The 16387-nt window shown below is 42.7% G+C and carries 13 protein-coding genes; 11 read left to right on the top strand and 2 right to left on the bottom strand.

Translation table 11 applies throughout. The features are described 5' to 3' along the window. Positions 1 to 3135 (bottom strand): SusC/RagA family TonB-linked outer membrane protein, encoded by a 3135-nt coding sequence (locus GS399_RS12670; protein ID WP_160845009.1) that lies wholly within the window; start codon positions 3133 to 3135, stop codon positions 1 to 3. A gap of 183 nt (positions 3136 to 3318) precedes the next feature. On the opposite strand from GS399_RS12670, the gene GS399_RS12665 reads away from it, so the two are divergent. The 10 genes from GS399_RS12665 to GS399_RS12620 all read left to right on the top strand — a co-directional run bounded on the left by GS399_RS12665 (position 3319) and on the right by GS399_RS12620 (position 14715). Next, complete coding sequence (locus GS399_RS12665; protein ID WP_160845008.1) at positions 3319 to 4350, top strand: LacI family DNA-binding transcriptional regulator; 1032 nt, start codon at positions 3319 to 3321, stop codon at positions 4348 to 4350. Positions 4351 to 4463: 113 nt separating this feature from the next. Further along, entirely contained in the window at positions 4464 to 5096 is a 633-nt protein-coding gene (locus GS399_RS12660; protein WP_160845007.1) for a hypothetical protein, read from the top strand. Further along, on the top strand, positions 5077 to 5379 hold the full coding sequence (locus GS399_RS20840) for a winged helix-turn-helix domain-containing protein (RefSeq protein ID WP_160845006.1): 303 nt from the start codon (positions 5077 to 5079) through the stop codon (positions 5377 to 5379). Before GS399_RS12660 ends, GS399_RS20840 begins: the two co-directional genes overlap by 20 nt. A gap of 75 nt (positions 5380 to 5454) precedes the next feature. Next, a complete protein-coding gene (locus GS399_RS12650; RefSeq protein ID WP_160845005.1) occupies positions 5455 to 5952 on the top strand; it encodes a hypothetical protein in 498 nt (165 codons plus the stop codon). Continuing rightward, on the top strand, positions 5945 to 6346 hold the full coding sequence (locus tag GS399_RS12645) for a ribosomal maturation YjgA family protein (protein WP_160845004.1): 402 nt from the start codon (positions 5945 to 5947) through the stop codon (positions 6344 to 6346). The genes GS399_RS12650 and GS399_RS12645 overlap by 8 nt, the downstream gene beginning before the upstream one ends. After that, entirely contained in the window at positions 6343 to 7167 is an 825-nt protein-coding gene (locus GS399_RS12640) for an oxygenase MpaB family protein (protein ID WP_160845003.1), read from the top strand. The genes GS399_RS12645 and GS399_RS12640 overlap by 4 nt, the downstream gene beginning before the upstream one ends. 196 nt (positions 7168 to 7363) lie before the next feature. Next, positions 7364 to 9700: a TonB-dependent receptor gene (locus tag GS399_RS12635; protein WP_160845002.1), complete on the top strand. Its 2337-nt coding sequence runs from the start codon at positions 7364 to 7366 to the stop codon at positions 9698 to 9700. 3 nt (positions 9701 to 9703) lie between these two features. After that, the gene (locus tag GS399_RS12630; protein ID WP_160845001.1) at positions 9704 to 10915 is read left to right on the top strand and encodes a DUF4374 domain-containing protein; all 1212 of its coding nucleotides are present in this window, start codon (positions 9704 to 9706) and stop codon (positions 10913 to 10915) included. 26 nt (positions 10916 to 10941) lie between these two features. Then, positions 10942 to 12216, top strand: coding sequence for a PepSY-associated TM helix domain-containing protein (locus tag GS399_RS12625; protein ID WP_160845000.1), 1275 nt, complete (start codon positions 10942 to 10944; stop codon positions 12214 to 12216). A 165-nt stretch (positions 12217 to 12381) separates the two neighbouring features. Continuing rightward, positions 12382 to 14715, top strand: coding sequence for a S9 family peptidase (locus GS399_RS12620; RefSeq protein WP_160844999.1), 2334 nt, complete (start codon positions 12382 to 12384; stop codon positions 14713 to 14715). Between the two features lie 94 nt (positions 14716 to 14809). On the opposite strand, the gene GS399_RS12615 is transcribed toward GS399_RS12620, so the two are convergent. Then, positions 14810 to 15586 carry a 3-keto-disaccharide hydrolase gene (locus GS399_RS12615; protein ID WP_160844998.1) on the bottom strand — a complete coding sequence of 259 codons (777 nt, stop codon included), beginning with the start codon at positions 15584 to 15586 and terminating at the stop codon, positions 14810 to 14812. Between the two features lie 361 nt (positions 15587 to 15947). Here GS399_RS12615 and GS399_RS12610 point away from each other — a divergent pair, with 361 nt between their 5' ends. Next, positions 15948 to 16373 (top strand): SRPBCC family protein, encoded by a 426-nt coding sequence (locus tag GS399_RS12610; RefSeq protein WP_160844997.1) that lies wholly within the window; start codon positions 15948 to 15950, stop codon positions 16371 to 16373. The last annotated feature ends 14 nt before the right edge of the window (positions 16374 to 16387 follow it).

Genomic DNA, 16387 nt, shown 5'->3' with positions numbered 1-16387 from the left:
CTAAAATGTTACATTAATACCTAATAAATAATTGCGGGTTGTAGGCGTGTTATATCCTACAGTCAGCAACCTTCTTTGTCCATATCCATAAGCAACGGCCATATTTGCACTGTCGTTAGCATATGAATTACTTTCAGGATCCATGCCCGACCCTTTATAATATGGAGAGAACAGAACGAATGGATTTTGCGCCGTTGCGTACAAGCGCAATCTCTTTATTCCTGTAGAACCCATCCATTTTCCTGAAAAATTATAACCAAGTGAGATGGTACGTATTTTCGTAAATGACCCGTCGAAGTAGCCTAATGTGGAACCATATTTTGGATTGTTACTGTTTTTAGGCCCTAATGGATCCGGGTATTTGGCGCCAGGATTCTCCGGGGTCCAGTAGTCAATATCAATCTGTCCGCGACGGCCATCTTCAAGATTCAGATAACCGTTTGATCCATAAAGCGTGCTGTTTAAAAGACCACCGCTCTGGAAAGTTCCTACAATGCTAAGATCAAAAGACTTATATCCAACGCGGGTATTGAATCCACCCTGAAAGTCAGGATCAGCATTCAAAATTTGCCTGTCATCGGATCCAATAACACGGGTAGGCGAGCCATCGGCATTGTAACCACCCGTATAAAGTACTTTTATCATACCAACCTGGCCACCGCTGCCTTCATATTGCTTTACAGCCGTAGCCTCATCAGCCTGCCAGATACCTACTTTTTTATAGTCGAATATCACGTTCAAAGGCTGCCCAACAAAAAGCCAGTTACCCTCATCACGTGTTTGTCCTGAAGCCAGACTGACAATTTTATTTACGTTGCGATAGACATTTACACCAGCTTCCAATGTCCAGCCGTTCAGATTGTTTAATATTACACCATTAAGCGAAAGCTCCCACCCTTTATTTTGAGTGGATCCAACGTTCCCGGTATAACTGCTTACGCCTGATGTAGGCGGAAGGCCCACGGCAAGTAAAAGATCTTCGGTTTTGGTGTCGTAATATTCTGCCGTACCCGAAAGCCTGTTTTGGAATAAAGAGAAGTCAACTCCAAAGTTTTTTGTTTTAGAATACTCCCACCCCAAATTCGGGTTAGGCAACTCAGTTACATAGTAACCGTTCGCGTTTGTGGCTCCATAATTATACGGCCTTACACTTAAACGTCCCAACGTAGCGTATGGTGCTACCGACTGGTTGGAAGTTTGTCCGTAACCTGCACGTAGCTTCAAAGAGTTTAACCATGTTACATTCTCCATGAACGACTCTCTGTGAAGGTTCCATCCCACAGAAACTGCCGGATAGCTGTGCCATTTATGCCCCTCGGCCAGGCGCGAAGAAGCATCACTACGGAAAGTAGCACTGATCATGTAACGGTCGTCATAAGAATACATAACACGTCCCATGAACGACATCAGGCCACTAACCCAGTAATTCTGATTGTTAGGATCTAACGAGATATCATCGTTGCTGCCTGTTGATGTCTGTCCCAGGTTAAAGTATTGGAAGTTATCCCCCGCGATATTTCTTCTGCCTATAGACGAGCTATTGAATCTTATTTGTTCTGATGAGTACAGACCCACTACGTTAAGTGTATGTTTTTTCGCAAAAGTCTTATCGTAAAATAACAAGTTTTCGATGGCCCATTGGGTGGTAAGAGAATTATTAACCGAAGCGGTGTTAGGATTCGCCGCATCCGCACTGAAAACTCCGATTCCGGTATAGCTTCCGGTATTACCTGTACGATAGTTCGCTCCAAGATTTAAACGATATTTCAAGCCGTCAACTCCTGGAATTTTCATCTCGCCATAAGCTGAATTGTATGTACCGAATTCCTTTGTTTTATTGACGTATTTATCTCCCAACGCATTCATCGTTTGTTCGGTATAAACCCACTGATTATCCTGCGGCATGCTCACCACCCTCTTAAACGTTCCGTCAGCAGCATAAGGATTTGCCAGCGGAGACATGCTTAAAACCCCATACATTCCCAGGTTTGCGCCATTGGTAATATTGAAATTGTTATTTGTGGTAAATCCTATGCGAAACAGTTTACCTACTTCCTGATCAAGGGATGCGCGTAAAGAAAGACGGCTATAATCAGACAATGGTATCGGAGCCTCATCTTTATAGTAGCCGGCACCAACCTTATAGGTATTGTTAGCTCCGCTTCCGGTTAAACTTATGTCGTGGTTTTGTACGTTAGCCGATCTGTAAAACAAATCCTGCCAGTCTGTATTCGTCGCTCCCGAGATGTCTTCATCAGCTCCCGGATTCATATTTAAACCTGCTCTTTTTCTTAACGCGATGTACTTATCGGTGGTCATCATCGGATATTTCATTACATCCTTTGCGCCGTAGTAACCGCTGTAAGATAACTGTGACGCTTGTCCTTTGTTACCTTTTTTTGTTGTGACAAGTATAACTCCATTGGCTCCGCGTGATCCGTATATAGCAGTTGCAGAAGCATCTTTGAGTATATCCAGGCTCTTTATATCGTCCGGGCTGATATCCGCGATTGTTCCGGCAAATGGAATACCGTCCAACACAATCAGCGGATCGTTTTCAGCATTTATTGATCGTGTTCCGCGGATGCGGATCTGCATGGTAGCTCCAGGTTTTGTTGAAGTTTGTGCCAATTGCACGCCTGCTACACGGCCTTGCAGAGCTTGCGAGATATTGGCCGATGGAACTTCGTTTAGCGTAGCTCCGCTGATAGAAGCCACAGAACCCGTCACCGCTTCTCTGCGACGGCTGCCGTATCCCACTACCACCACATCCTGCAATGTCTGGCTGTCTGCCAATAACTTAATAGTAATATTGGTACGGTTGTTTATCGACATTTCCTGTTTGGCCAACCCCACTGACGATATCTCTAATGTGGCATTTCCGGGAGCCGAGATCTGGAAACTTCCATTAGCATCGGCAGAAACGCCATTCTGTGTACCTTTTACCTTGACGGTAGCGCCCGGTACTGGCTGACCGGAAGAGTCGACAACTTTTCCGCGGATTGCAAGGTTTTGTGCATAAAGCGACACGGAAAAAAGAGTTAACAGGGCTACAAACGCAACAGTAATTGCTCGCTTGACAAGAAACCCGCTAAATCCGATTACCTTCTCTCTTGAGTAAACAGTAATTCGCATAAGATTACTTTTAATTGGTTAATAAAAGGTTAAAAAAGATTTTGGCTATCAAACCAGATATTTCTTCTGGCCGGTTTATAATTTAAGACCAAAGTAAAAAGATTTGTTAAATAATGCAACCGATTGCAAAAAATTTTATTTTTATCAGATCGGTAGATCTATAGCTAGAAATTAAACCTTTTTATGGCGATCAAAGGAAGAGAGATAACTATTTATGACCTTGCAAATGAGCTTAATGTATCAACAGCGACGATCAGTAGGGCTTTAAATGATGATTCGGTTGTTAGTAAAAAAACGCGAAAAAAGGTTTTTGACCTTGCAGAAAAACTAGGCTATCGCTCAAATCACTTCGCCAGGAACCTCAGAACACGGGAAACAAATACAATCGGTTTCATGGTTCATGAGTTACATAGTAACTTTATTAATTCTGTATTGGCCGGGGTTGAAAAGGTTGCTGCCGAAACGGGCTACAATATTATTATTGCCCACTCTTCCGAACAATACATTAAGGAAGCAGCCAACGCTAAAAATCTTTTTCACCGCCGAGTGGATGGTATTATTGCTTCTCTTTCATTCGACTCCCAAAACCTCGATCATTTTAAACCCTTCATTGACAAAGGTGTTCCAGTGATCTTCTTTGATCGTGTAGAAAAAAGCTTTGGCAACACAACAGTGGTTATTGACAACTACCGATGCGGATACCAGGCAACCCGGCATTTAATTGAGCAGGGATGCAAACGAATTGCACATGTCACCTCGAGCCTCGAGCGTAATGTGTATTCGGAAAGATTTCGTGGTTACCGTGATGCACTGTCTGACAACAAAATACCCATCGAAGACAACATGCTCATTATTAACGACCTGAGCGAGAATGCTGGAATAGAATCCGCATGGAAAATACTTAAGATGAATCCCCGCCCGGACGGCGTATTTATTACTAATGATTTTGTTGCCGCAGTGTGCATGCGAACGTTGAAAGAAAACGGAATCAGGATCCCTAAAGATATTGCTGTGGTGGGTTTCAATAATGATGCTATAGGAAATCTGATAGAGCCTTCGTTAACGACAATCAATTACCCGGGTAAACATATGGGTGAAGTAGCTGCGAGAAGTCTTACTGATCATCTCAAGGGAATCAGTGATATACAAAACATCAATACAATAGTTATCAGCGCTGACCTGGTTATTCGTAAGTCGTCGCTTAGAAAGGGGTAACATTTTAAGTAACTTCCGGATAGAGATAATGAAGTTAAAGCGTAAAACATTATTTTAAAAGATTTGGATATTTGACATAATTCCGCTTACTTTGAACTACAAAGTACTTTAAAATGGAAGAAAAAGATTTGTACGCTGAAATAAGTTCGATCAGAACGCTGATGGAGCGTTCGACGAAATTTATTTCTTTAAGCGGTTTATCGGGCGTTTTGGCAGGAATTTATGCGCTGATCGGCGCCGTTATAGCATACAATCTAATTACTATAAACAATGATTTCAAGCCATTTTCTGATCCGGATTATGGGCAGGCTTTACTAATTAAACTTGTTATACTCGCCCTTGTTGTTTTAGTTCTGGCAATCTCGACCGGCGTTTTACTTACTATTCGCAAGGCCAGAGCAAAAGGCGAAAACGCATGGAATCAAAGCAGCAAATTATTACTGAGGAACGGAATACTCCCGCTAATCACCGGCGGCATTTTCGTGATAATTTTATTGATCAAAGGTTTCATTGGCGTAATCGCTCCGGGTTGCCTTATCTTTTATGGTCTCTCGCTGGTGGCGGCAAGCAATTATACTTACGGCGATGTAAAGTGGCTTGGCATCTTTGAAATAGTCCTCGGACTTATTGCTGCACTGCTTCCGGGATATGGTTTATTTTTTTGGGCGGCGGGCTTTGGTGTATTACACATCATCTACGGTGCTGTTATGTACTTTAAATACGATCGTGAAAATAGCGCTGGTTAATTTTGATAAGGCATTCGAAAACAGGATTCGCTTACAAGTTATGAGCGTTCTGGTTGCAAACGAAAGCTACGATTTCAATTCTTTGAAAGAACTCCTGGAAGTAACGGACGGCAATCTTGCATCGCACTTAAAAGCTTTGGAAAAGGATGAATATATTACAGTCAGTAAATCGTTTGTCGGCCGGAAACCTAACACCCGTTACCAGGCATCAAAAAAAGGTATATCCGCATTTAAAAAACATTTAGAAGCCCTTGAAAATTTAATCAAACAACAAAAATTATAAATTTTTTTAATAAGATACTTTGATTTTCAAAGTACTTTTAAAAAAAATCGAAAAACTTTAAAACTGGCTTTGTACATGAAAATCGAAAATCGCCTGCTGCTAAGAATAAGGATTTGCATCAGTATCATGATAGTTGGCTTGCTGATCAGTGGCCTTACAGCCTTTCCAATTGAAACCGAATTAAAATGGCTGGTTAATCATTCAACAAGTTTTCCCTTTGTGGTGGCAGAATGGTTCGAAACTGTTTATCATGCTATTGTTTCGACTAATAATATATATCCGTACCTAAGTTATGGAACCGACTGGTTAGCATTTGCACACTTGAATTTAGCGGTATTGTTTATCGGGCCATTAAAAGACCCTGTAAAAAATATCTGGGTAATTGAATTTGGCATCCTTGCTTGTCTGCTTGTTGTTCCGTTCGTTATCATTGCGGGTCAGGCCCGGCACATCCCCATGTTCTGGCGGCTTATTGACTGCTCTTTCGGCATTTTAGGTCTAATTCCTTTGCTGATCGCATATCGAGCGACTGTTGATCTGAGAGATTTACAAAATCGCACCCTTTATGTTTAAGCTTCGATCAACTTACTTAATCTCCGCGTCCATCCTTTTGGCGATCGAAATTTTAATCGCGCTATTTTGCCACGATTCAATAATACGCCCCTTCGTAGGCGACTTCCTCGTCGTGATCCTGCTTTATTGCCTTGTAAAAAGCTTTGTTCAAACTGATGACTACATCGCGGCGCTCGGTGTGCTGTTGTTCTCGTATCTCATTGAGATCCTGCAACTTTTTGATATATTAAACATACTTGGTTTAAAAAATTCGCCCACGGCAAGGATCCTGATGGAAACGTCGTTTTCATGGATTGATATGCTGATGTACACTTGGGGTATGTTGGTGATCTGGTCTGCCGAAAGGATGCTATATAATTTAAACTCTAACCGAACCAATACAACGACATTATGAACAGGAACTTTTTCGTTAATGAGAATTCGATTGTACGGCAGGTTTGGAGCAAGGCGGACACAATCCTGTTTATATTCGCCGGCGCCGCTGCAGAATTTGCCTTAAACAAGGCAGTGGACTGGCTTTATTTTACCGGCAAACTTCCTGCGGATCCAATCGGCCGATTATTTTCGACGGTTGCCTATGCAAAAAAAATCATCTTTTCACCTTACGAAGATGCCCTTGCATCCATTGACCAGATTACATTTATACATAAACACGTTGAACAGTCGCGGGGAAAATCAATTCCAGACTGGGCATATCGCGATGTGTTATTTATGCTGATTGATTATTCTATCCGCTCGTACGAACTCCTGGAACGCAAACTGACCGATGAACAGAAGGAAGAAATTTTTGCGACGTTTCACGACGTCGGTATACGCATGCAGGTTAAAGATCTACCTGAAAACTTTCAAGCCTGGAAATTTGCCAGGGATAATCATTTGCAAACCAATCTCGCGTTAAGCGACTATTCTATTCACCTTTTTAAGCAATATAAAAAGCATTTGGGAACCGCCAGGTATCTTCTGTTAAGATTGGTGCAAGCTACGTTATGCCCGGAAATTGTACAGAAAAAATTATCGCTCGGCAACGGAACGCTGTTGCTGCCCCTACTTCGCATATATAGAATATTAAATAACCTCCAGCTGCAGAAGCAAGTAAGAGACTGCCTTCTGCCAGCTCAATATAAAAAGCAATTCAAAAATCTCGACATAGCCGAGCAGCCATTCCACCAGTCGAGAAAGTGCCCTTTCAGTATACCAAAGCCACTTTTTAGCTAGCAGCAAACCGTTATCTCCGAGATTTAAAGCTATTACGACCGATAAACCTGACAGGCCTATTCAGACAAATTGAAACATTATTTGTAATAAGTCTAAATAAAGATATATTTGCATCATTAAAAAATAGCCGCACAGCGGGAACTGTACGGCTTGCCCAATTACTTGGGTTGCTCCTCAAAGTGTTATTTAAAAAGCAATGCAAATTAAACAAATTTTGCTACTAGGACTTCTATGTGCCTGTAGTATTTTTTCAAACGCACAAACTACCGGATCCCTGAAGGGGTACGTAAAAAATGAAGCCGGAGAACCGGTTGAATCAGCGACAGTCAAACTTTTAAATACTGCATTCGGCACGGTTTCGGATAACGCAGGTTTGTTCGCAATCAGGAACATTGCCCCCGGTAAATACACCCTCACAATAACCGGTATCGGGATTAAACCACTGCAACGGGCGATTACAATCACTACCGGAAATGAAACGGAGTTGCTCATAGCTGTCAAAAGCGCTATCGTTAACATGGAAACGGTTACAGTAACCGGTCGTTCGGCGGCACAGGAAAGCAACCGGCAAGCTTTTAATGTTACAGCCGTTGACGCTAAAAAACTTTACAATACAACACTTGATCTGGCTGGCGCATTAGACCGGGTATCAGGCATTCGCGTCCGTGAATCCGGCGGCGTAGGATCAAACTTTAATCTTTCTCTTAACGGTTTTTCAGGTAATCACGTAAGGTATTTTATTGATGGGATCCCCATGGACAATTTCGGATCCTCCTTCCAGATCAATAACATACCGATAAACGTTGCTGAACGGCTCGAAGTGTATAAAGGCGTTGTACCTATCTGGCTTGGCTCCGATGCGCTTGGCGGAGCAATCAATATTGTGACCGGCGACAGCTACCGTAATTACATCGACGCATCGTATTCATACGGGTCATTCAATACCCACAGAACCGTAATCAATACCGCGCTTACCAACAAAAGAGGCTTAACAGTTCAATTGAATGCATTTCAAAATTATTCGGATAACAGCTACCGTGTAAAAGTGGACGCCGCCGACATTAATACAGGAGCTTACGCTCCCAACACCTTGTTAAATCGCTTTCATGATACATATCATAATGAAAACCTGATCGTCAATGTTGGCGTAGTCGACAAGTCCTGGGCAGATAAGCTTCTGCTGGGAATTACGCTCGGAAAAAACTACAAGGAAATACAGACCGGCGCCCGCATGGTATCAGTTTTCGGCGGATGGCACCGCAAAGGTGATATTATCATGCCAACCCTGAAATACAAAAAGGCGAATCTCATAAAGAATCTTGATGTCACGCTTAACGCGAATTACAACCTCGGAAGTGAACAAAACATCGACACGATGAACGTAAGGTATGATTGGTATGGCAACAGCAAGCCGAATGGGTCTAATGGTGAGCGGTCCAAAAGCATGTATAAATACAAAAACAACAACGGCATCGCTACATCCGTAGTGAACTATCGCATTGGCGAACATCAGTCAGTGGCCCTGAGTGACGTGTTTACCACCTTTAACAGAAAAGGCAACGATGCGATAAATCCGTCAAGTGCCGATAACGAGCTTACAAAAAAGACACAAAAAAATGTATTGGGCCTCGGCTACAGCTACGACGTACGAGACAATTGGAGTGTATCTGTTTTCGGAAAATATATCTATCAGAATAATATAAACGGAAGCGCGGCAAATGCGGCAGCTACAAACAAGTTTGGTTACGGAATTGCAGCGACCTATTTCTTGTTGCCTGCCCTTCAAATAAAATCTTCGTATGAATTGACGAACCGGATGCCCGAAGCTCAGGAAATATTTGGCGACGTAGAAAACCAGGAAGGTAACCCGAATTTAAGGCCGGAGCAGAGCAATAACTTCAACATCGGAGTTAGCTACGCCTTTTCCGCGAACAGCAACAGTAAATTTCTGGTAAACGCCAACGCCATTTACCGCAGGTCGGATAATTTCATTTACAACAGGCTAAATAACAACCAGTCGAAGTTAGTTGCCGATAACAGGGACGGAGTCAGGACAGTCGGTGGAGACGGAGAAATCAGGTACTCTTACAAAAACTGGCTAACGCTGGGAACCACGATCACCTATCAATATCTGCAAAACCTGCAAAAATACGAACCCGAATACACAGGTGTAAGTCCGGTTTATAAAGATCAGATGCCAAATATTCCTTACTTCTTCGGGAATGGCGACGTATCAGTATCGCTCAGAAATGTCGGCCGCAAAGGCAACAATCTTAATATCGGGTATAATCTGCTTTACGTCCACGCTTTTTACCTGTATTGGCCAAGCCGGGGCGGCGACAAGCTTGACATTCCTCAGCAACTGAGCCACGATATTAACCTGGTTTACAGTGTTGCAAGCGGCAAATATAATGTGGGGTTAGAATGCAGAAATATTACAGATGCGTTGCTTTACGACAACTTTAGTCTACAAAAGCCCGGGAGAGCCTTTTACCTAAATCTCCGCTATTTTTTAAACAACATAAACAAGTAAAATATGAATATCAAAACTACCTTAGCGACGCTCGCTGTAATGGCCGTTCTGGCATCCTGCTCAAAAGACAATGACGGAACCGTTACTCCAGAAAATCCAGGCAATTATATTTTAACAGTAACGCCGGCTGCTTCTACAGGTGTAGCTGATTATCTGCTAACAGCAGGAAGCCTTGAAACGGGTGCTGTTTCTACTGCCGGAAATGGCGTGGAGCAGGATGGAACCTATCGATATTACGTTACATATAACGACAAATTCTTCAGCATGCTTTACGGACAGGGTAACCCGGGTGCCGTAACTGCTTATAACGTCAAAGACGGCAAATTAAATAAGCTTACCAACTTCCAAACCGAAACGGTGCAGGCGTTTGCTCCTGTTAAGGACGACCTGTTGCTGTTTAAAATAAGCCGCAATCCCGCGACGCCCTTGTCAACATGGTATAAAGTTAACACAAACAGCCTGCTTATTACTTCGGAGGGCACTACCAATACATTAGCATTGACCGGCAACGGTGAGCTTGCTCACTTCAGCTGGATCAAACAAGTTGGCGATAAGGTTTATGCGCCTTATTTCACTATCATCAACAACAGCTTTGCCACAAATTACCCCGACAGCGCTTGGGTTGCTGTGTTCAACTATTCCGACATGAAACTGGAAAAAGTTATAAAAGACGACCGTACCAGCTTTATAGGGAGATACTTTACTGATGGCCTTGCTCTGACAGAAAATAATGATGTATACGCGTTCTCGGCATCCGTTGCTGCTAACGGTGGAAAATTAACTTCAACAAAACCCTCGGCAATTACCCGTATTAAAGCCGGCACCTCAGAGTTTGACAAAACCTACTATTTCAATTTTGAAGAGGTAAGCGGTGGTATGAATATCACGAACTGGATCTACCTGGGCAACAACACTTTTGTTGTTAATGCAACCGCAAAAGCTGAAAAAGGCGCCTATGTGGTAGGAACAACCGTCGGCATTGTAAATGTAGCGGACAAAACCTTTAAGAAGGTTAGCGGATTACCTAATGCCACTGATATTAAAAGTCTTACAACGAACAACTATACACCCAAAGACGGTAAAACCAGCTATATCGGCGTAAATCTGAAAGACGGCACCAGCTACGTGTATAAAGTTGATGCTTCAACCCTAACAGCTACACAAGGCTTGAAAGTAGATGGCGGAACCATTACAGCTATTCAGTATTTAAAATAATTCTGAAATTCTTATCAGCAGACACAATGGAACCCGAAAAGAGAGTAAATAAAAAACAAAAAGACACCCTATTTAAACGGATCAATAACTGGCTGCATTTGTGGCTGGGCCTTGCGTCGGGTATCATTGTGTTTATTGTATGCTTAACAGGCTGCATATGGGTGTTCAACGAAGAAATTACCAGCATTTTGGAACCGGAATCTAAAGTCGCTTATCAGGCTAAGCCGGTGTTAACGCCTGCGGCATTAATGGGAATTGCAAACGTTGCTTATCCGGATATGATCCCATCGTATGCTAATTATCAGCAAGGAAAAGTAATCAATTTAGCACTGCGGAAGCCCGGAAAATTCGTTCGTGGTGGTGGTGGCGTGTTGCTTAAAATCCACCCTTATAGCGGAGAAATCATTTCAAAAGAAGTTACTAAAAGAGGCAAACCAGATTTTTTTCGCTTTATCCTGAACGGACACCGGGCCCTTTGGCTGCCTTACGACATTGGTCGGCCTATAGTTAACTATGCCACGCTAATTTTCGTATTTCTGCTGATCACCGGCCTGATTTGGTGGTATCCAAAAAAGTGGAACAAATCAACACGCGAGAAAAGTTTTAAAATCAAGTGGGGCGCTTCTTTTAAACGCGTCAACCTGGACCTACACAATGTCCTTGGATTTTATTCACTACTGTTTCTACTCGCTGTCGCACTCACCGGTATGGTATTCGGCATAAGCTGGTTTAGCAACGGACTATACTGGGTAACAACCGGCGGCGAAAAAGCGGCCGAGTTCAGAAGGCTTAGCTCTGATAGTTTACAGCGCGCTAATGCCAAAGATCCGAAGGTTGCGATGGACCTGTTGTGGAAAAAAGTGATTGCAGAAAATCCTCGCTCAATGGGCTTTTATTGCAACTTCCCCGACACTGCAACTGCAGCTGCCACAATCGGAATTACGGTGTATCCAACTGCCGGGCAATTCTATAACAGCAGGAGTTATACATTTGACCAGTACACACTTAAGCCAATAATTCGTAAAGACCCATATTCTGTGCCTTATGAGAAAGCCGGATTTGGTCAGAAATTGCGAAAAATGAATTACGACATTCACATTGGTGCAATACTCGGTTTGCCCGGGAAGATGCTGGCTTTCCTGGCGTCGCTGATCGGAGCAAGTTTGCCTATTACAGGTTTTTTAGTATGGTGGGGCAAACGAAATAAAAAAAATAGGAAAAAAACAGAAGGCTGTCCCGAAAAGCAAACAACTGACCGAAAACAGCCCTGGGCCAAGGCTCCGGCAATATCAGTCCAATAATTATTACTGCAACTCTTTACTAGAACTATGAAATCAAAAAGTGCCTTTTACAGGCACTTTTTCGTTTAAACGATTTTGAATGCCAGTATTCTTGTAACTATTTGATCACAAGTTCGCATCTCCGGATTTTATTTGCATTTTCAGCCCTAAAATTTGCGTCAAAGCATGAAAAAAATATTACTTACAGGAATCTTTATCACCGTCGCCGGTAGTTTGGCAGCACAGAGTCGGGCCGCTCTAACGGAAGATGACTACAAACAAGCTACCCGTTTTCTGGGATCTAACACAGAACAACTCGTTGATTTCTCTAATGTCAGCCCCAACTGGCTGCCGGGAGAAACCTTCTGGTACCGCAATTTATCCGCCAAAGGCAGCGATTTTGTTTTGATTGATCCGACAAAGGCAAGCCGGAAACCTGCTTTTGATCAGGCAAAATTAGCGGAAGCTTTATCTAAACAAACCGGAAAAATCTATAACAGCAATCAACTCCCGTTCCAGTCTTTCAGTTATGCAGATGGAATGAAGTCGATTGAATTCAAGGTATTAGGAAAAAGCTGGAAATATGATTTAAGCAATTACACATTATCAGAAGTCAGTAAATCAGACAATTCCGGTTCCGCAGAAATGCCCGGTCGCAGGCAACGGAAAATGGAAATAACATCCCCTGATGGAAAGAAGGCGGCTTTTATAAAAGATTATAATTTATGGCTTAAAGACCTGCAAACGCAAAAGCTGACACAGCTAACTAAAGATGGCGTTAAAGATTTCGGCTATGCCACTGATAATGCGGGTTGGAAATCCAGTGATGGTCCGATTTTACTATGGTCTCCGGATTCAAAAAAAATCGCGACGTTTAAACAGGATCAGCGCAATTCAAGCGACATGTACCTGGTAACAACAAATGTTGGTAAGCCTGTACTTAAACAATGGAAATATCCTTTACCCGGCGACAGCATTGTAACCACCATTCAACGTGTGATAATTAACGTAGATGATTCGAAAGTCATTGTCTTGAACATCCCGCCAGATCAGCACCGCGCTACATTAAGTGATGATATTGCCAGCAGCGGAACTTTCGACGATGTCAACTGGAATCAGGATGCTACTAAACTGGCGTTTGTATCAACGTCCCGGGATCATAAAGAGGAAAAAGTACGAATTGCGGATGCGCAGACTGGCGAGGTTAGAGAAATATTTGAAGAAAAGGTAGCAACACAATACGAATCCGGCTGGGGCAGTATAAACTGGCGATTTGTTGATAAAAGTAACGAGATCATCTGGTTTTCGGAACGGGACAACTGGGGACATCTGTATTTGTATGATGCAAAAACCGGTAAACTGAAAAACCAGATTACCAAAGGCCAGTGGCTGGTATCTAAACTCCTGAAGGTGGATGAAAAAAATCGCCAGCTTTATTTTATTGCTAACGGGCGTCAAAACGTTAATCCTTATTTCGGACAGTTATGCCGCGTAGATTTTTCCGGCAAAAATCTTACGGTGCTGACCCCGGAAACCGGAAATCATCAAATTACATTCTCGCCATCAGGTGATTATTTCATCGACAGCTATTCGCAGCCCGATGTTCCGGCGACGATAGTGCTTCGTAAACTTGATGGGAGATTGGTAATGAATCTGGAAAAAACAGATGTCTCCAGGTTAAAAGCAATCGGATGGCAGGCGCCGATGCCATTCACCGTTAAAGCGGGAGATGGCAAAACTGATATTTATGGACTGGTTTATAAACCATCAAAGCTCGACCCTAACCGTAAATATCCCGTGGTTGATTATATTTATCCCGGACCGCAGGGTGGAAGCGTTGGAAGCTGGTCGTTTTCCGCAGCTCGCGGAGATAACCAGGCACTTGCCGAACTTGGATTTATTGTTGTTCAATTAGAAGGCACCAGCAATCCGCTGCGTTCCAAAAGTTTTCATGATATGAGTTATGGCAACATGGCCATCAATACTTTGCCAGACCAGATCAGCGCAATTAAACAACTCGCTGCAAAGTACACCTACATGGATACCGCAAAAGTTGGCATTTGGGGCCATTCTGGTGGTGGTTTTGCTACAGCAGCTGCAATGTTCCGTTTCCCGGATTTCTTTAAGGTTGGCATATCCGAATCTGGGAACCATGATAACCGGAACTACGAGGACGACTGGGGCGAACGTTACAACGGCTTAGCACAAAATGCAGATTATGAATCACAGGCCAACCAAAATTATGCGAAGAATCTGAAAGGAAAATTAATGCTTGCCCATGGCATGATGGATGACAATGTGCCGCCATACAATACCTTGTTGGTAGTGGAAGCTCTTGAAAAAGCGAATAAGGACTACGACCTTGTGATCTTCCCAAACAGCGCTCACGGCTATGGGGCTTATAGTCCTTACATGATGCGTCGCCGATGGGATTACTTCGTAAAAAACCTGGCGGGATTGGAAACGCCGAAAGAGTTTAATATCCAATTAAAACCAGACCCGAGAAACTCGACGAATTAAAATAAAAAAACCGGCAGATAAATTTATCTGCCGGTTTTTTTAATCTCACTAACCTTGTAGTATAAATAAATACCAAAGGTTGGTTCAAATTTGATTACAACTCTCTTACCCAAATATTCCGAAAGCTAATCGGCTCACTTGGATCACCGTGTGCCTGTAATTTTATTGGCGCAGGACCGTGTTTTGCCTCGTACGATGGTTTGCCGATATATCTGGTTGGGCCTAGCAATGCCATATTGTTCTGAACCAACACACCGTTAAAGAAAACAGTTACCCTCGCCGGTGATTTCACAGAGCCATCTTCGTTAAACACAGGAGCCGTCCAGGCAACATCGTATACATTCCACTCCCCTGCCTTCCTGGAAGGATTTGCCAACGGGATAAGCTGTTTGTAAATGCTACCGGCCATTCCATTTACATAGGTTTTGTTGTCGTATGAATCCAGTACCTGGAGTTCGTATCCGGGATCACCTTTACCTAACGATGCCAGGAAAACGCCGCTGTTGCCTCTTGCCTGACCGGTTCCGGCGATCGTAGCCGGCACACGCCATTCAATATGAAGCTGGTAGCTGCCGAACTCCTTTTTAGTTTCGATGTTACCTGCTTTTTTATTTACGGTTAATATGCCATTTTTTACCGTCCAGTCGGCCGGCTTGGTGCGGTCGGCGTTCGATACCCATTGGTCCAAATTTTTACCATCAAACAGAATAATTGCGTCAGATGGCGGAGCTTGTTCAACAAGCTTGCTTGGTGTAACTTTAACTGGTACCGGCTCCCAAACTTCAGTGTCTTCTGGTTTACCAGACTGCTGCGCCTGAGCGATGTAAGAACCTCCGATAATTAAAGTAGTTAACAAAAATTTTGCTTTCATATGTTTAAATTAAATTGAGTACAATGAATAATTCACTGTTTGATCAAATGATAAATAATTGGTTTAAATGCCAACTGATATGTTTTACAGATCCGCGTATTGAATGGTAAATTACAATAATTTTTTATTTGGGGCGGCGCCTGCTAACTTAAAACTACAGCTTCCGATTTTAAACATCTCATTTCAACAGAATAACGGGCTTATTTTAATTCTGGTTAAGGTGTCTGCGATATTCCAGTGAACGCGTATTCAAACTATTTGAAGTTCAACAAACAGCGTAAATGACCCCTAAATTGTCTTTATCGTACATATATTTATCACAAGCATTTACTAGGTTTGTCTTGATCAAATAAAAACTTAAATGGAAACATCTGGCATTAACCCCATTACAATTAAGGCTGAAGTACAGGCACCCATAGAAAAAGTCTGGAAATTTTGGAACGAACCCGAGCATATTAAAAATTGGGCATTTGCTTTAGACACCTGGCACAGCCCTCATGCAGAAAACGATTTACAGAAGGGTGGAAAATTCAGCACAACAATGGCCGCCAAGGATGGCAGTGTAAGCTTTGATTTTGCAGGCGTGTACACGACAGTAGAGCAGCATCAATTGATTGAGTACACACTTAATGACGGCAGAAAGGTGAGCGTTTCGTTTTCGGAGGAGAATGGAACCGTTAAAATTTCAGAATCATTTCAGCCGGAAGATGTTAATCCTATTGAAATGCAGGAAGCCGGCTGGCAAGCGATCTTAAACAATTTTAAAAATTATGTTGAAGAAAAATAGCTCGATTATTTTTC

Source organism: Hufsiella arboris (genome assembly GCF_009834875.1).
In the GTDB taxonomy this organism is placed as follows: Bacteria; Bacteroidota; Bacteroidia; order Sphingobacteriales; family Sphingobacteriaceae; genus Hufsiella_A; species Hufsiella_A arboris.
This window is presented reverse-complemented; position numbering and strand designations above follow the sequence as displayed.

Bases quoted from the DNA above. Each gene is read 5' to 3' on its own strand.
- GS399_RS12630 (WP_160845001.1), top strand. From the start codon at position 9,704: ATGAATATCAAAACTACCTTAGCGACGCTCGCTGTAATGGCCGTTCTG.
- GS399_RS12635 (WP_160845002.1), top strand. From the start codon at position 7,364: ATGCAAATTAAACAAATTTTGCTACTAGGACTTCTATGTGCCTGTAGT.
- GS399_RS12610 (WP_160844997.1), top strand. From the start codon at position 15,948: ATGGAAACATCTGGCATTAACCCCATTACAATTAAGGCTGAAGTACAG.
- GS399_RS12640 (WP_160845003.1), top strand. From the start codon at position 6,343: ATGAACAGGAACTTTTTCGTTAATGAGAATTCGATTGTACGGCAGGTT.
- GS399_RS12645 (WP_160845004.1), top strand. From the start codon at position 5,945: ATGTTTAAGCTTCGATCAACTTACTTAATCTCCGCGTCCATCCTTTTG.
- GS399_RS12650 (WP_160845005.1), top strand. From the start codon at position 5,455: ATGAAAATCGAAAATCGCCTGCTGCTAAGAATAAGGATTTGCATCAGT.
- GS399_RS12670 (WP_160845009.1), bottom strand. From the start codon at position 3,135: ATGCGAATTACTGTTTACTCAAGAGAGAAGGTAATCGGATTTAGCGGG.
- GS399_RS12665 (WP_160845008.1), top strand. From the start codon at position 3,319: ATGGCGATCAAAGGAAGAGAGATAACTATTTATGACCTTGCAAATGAG.
- GS399_RS12620 (WP_160844999.1), top strand. From the start codon at position 12,382: ATGAAAAAAATATTACTTACAGGAATCTTTATCACCGTCGCCGGTAGT.
- GS399_RS12660 (WP_160845007.1), top strand. From the start codon at position 4,464: ATGGAAGAAAAAGATTTGTACGCTGAAATAAGTTCGATCAGAACGCTG.
- GS399_RS12625 (WP_160845000.1), top strand. From the start codon at position 10,942: ATGGAACCCGAAAAGAGAGTAAATAAAAAACAAAAAGACACCCTATTT.
- GS399_RS12615 (WP_160844998.1), bottom strand. From the start codon at position 15,586: ATGAAAGCAAAATTTTTGTTAACTACTTTAATTATCGGAGGTTCTTAC.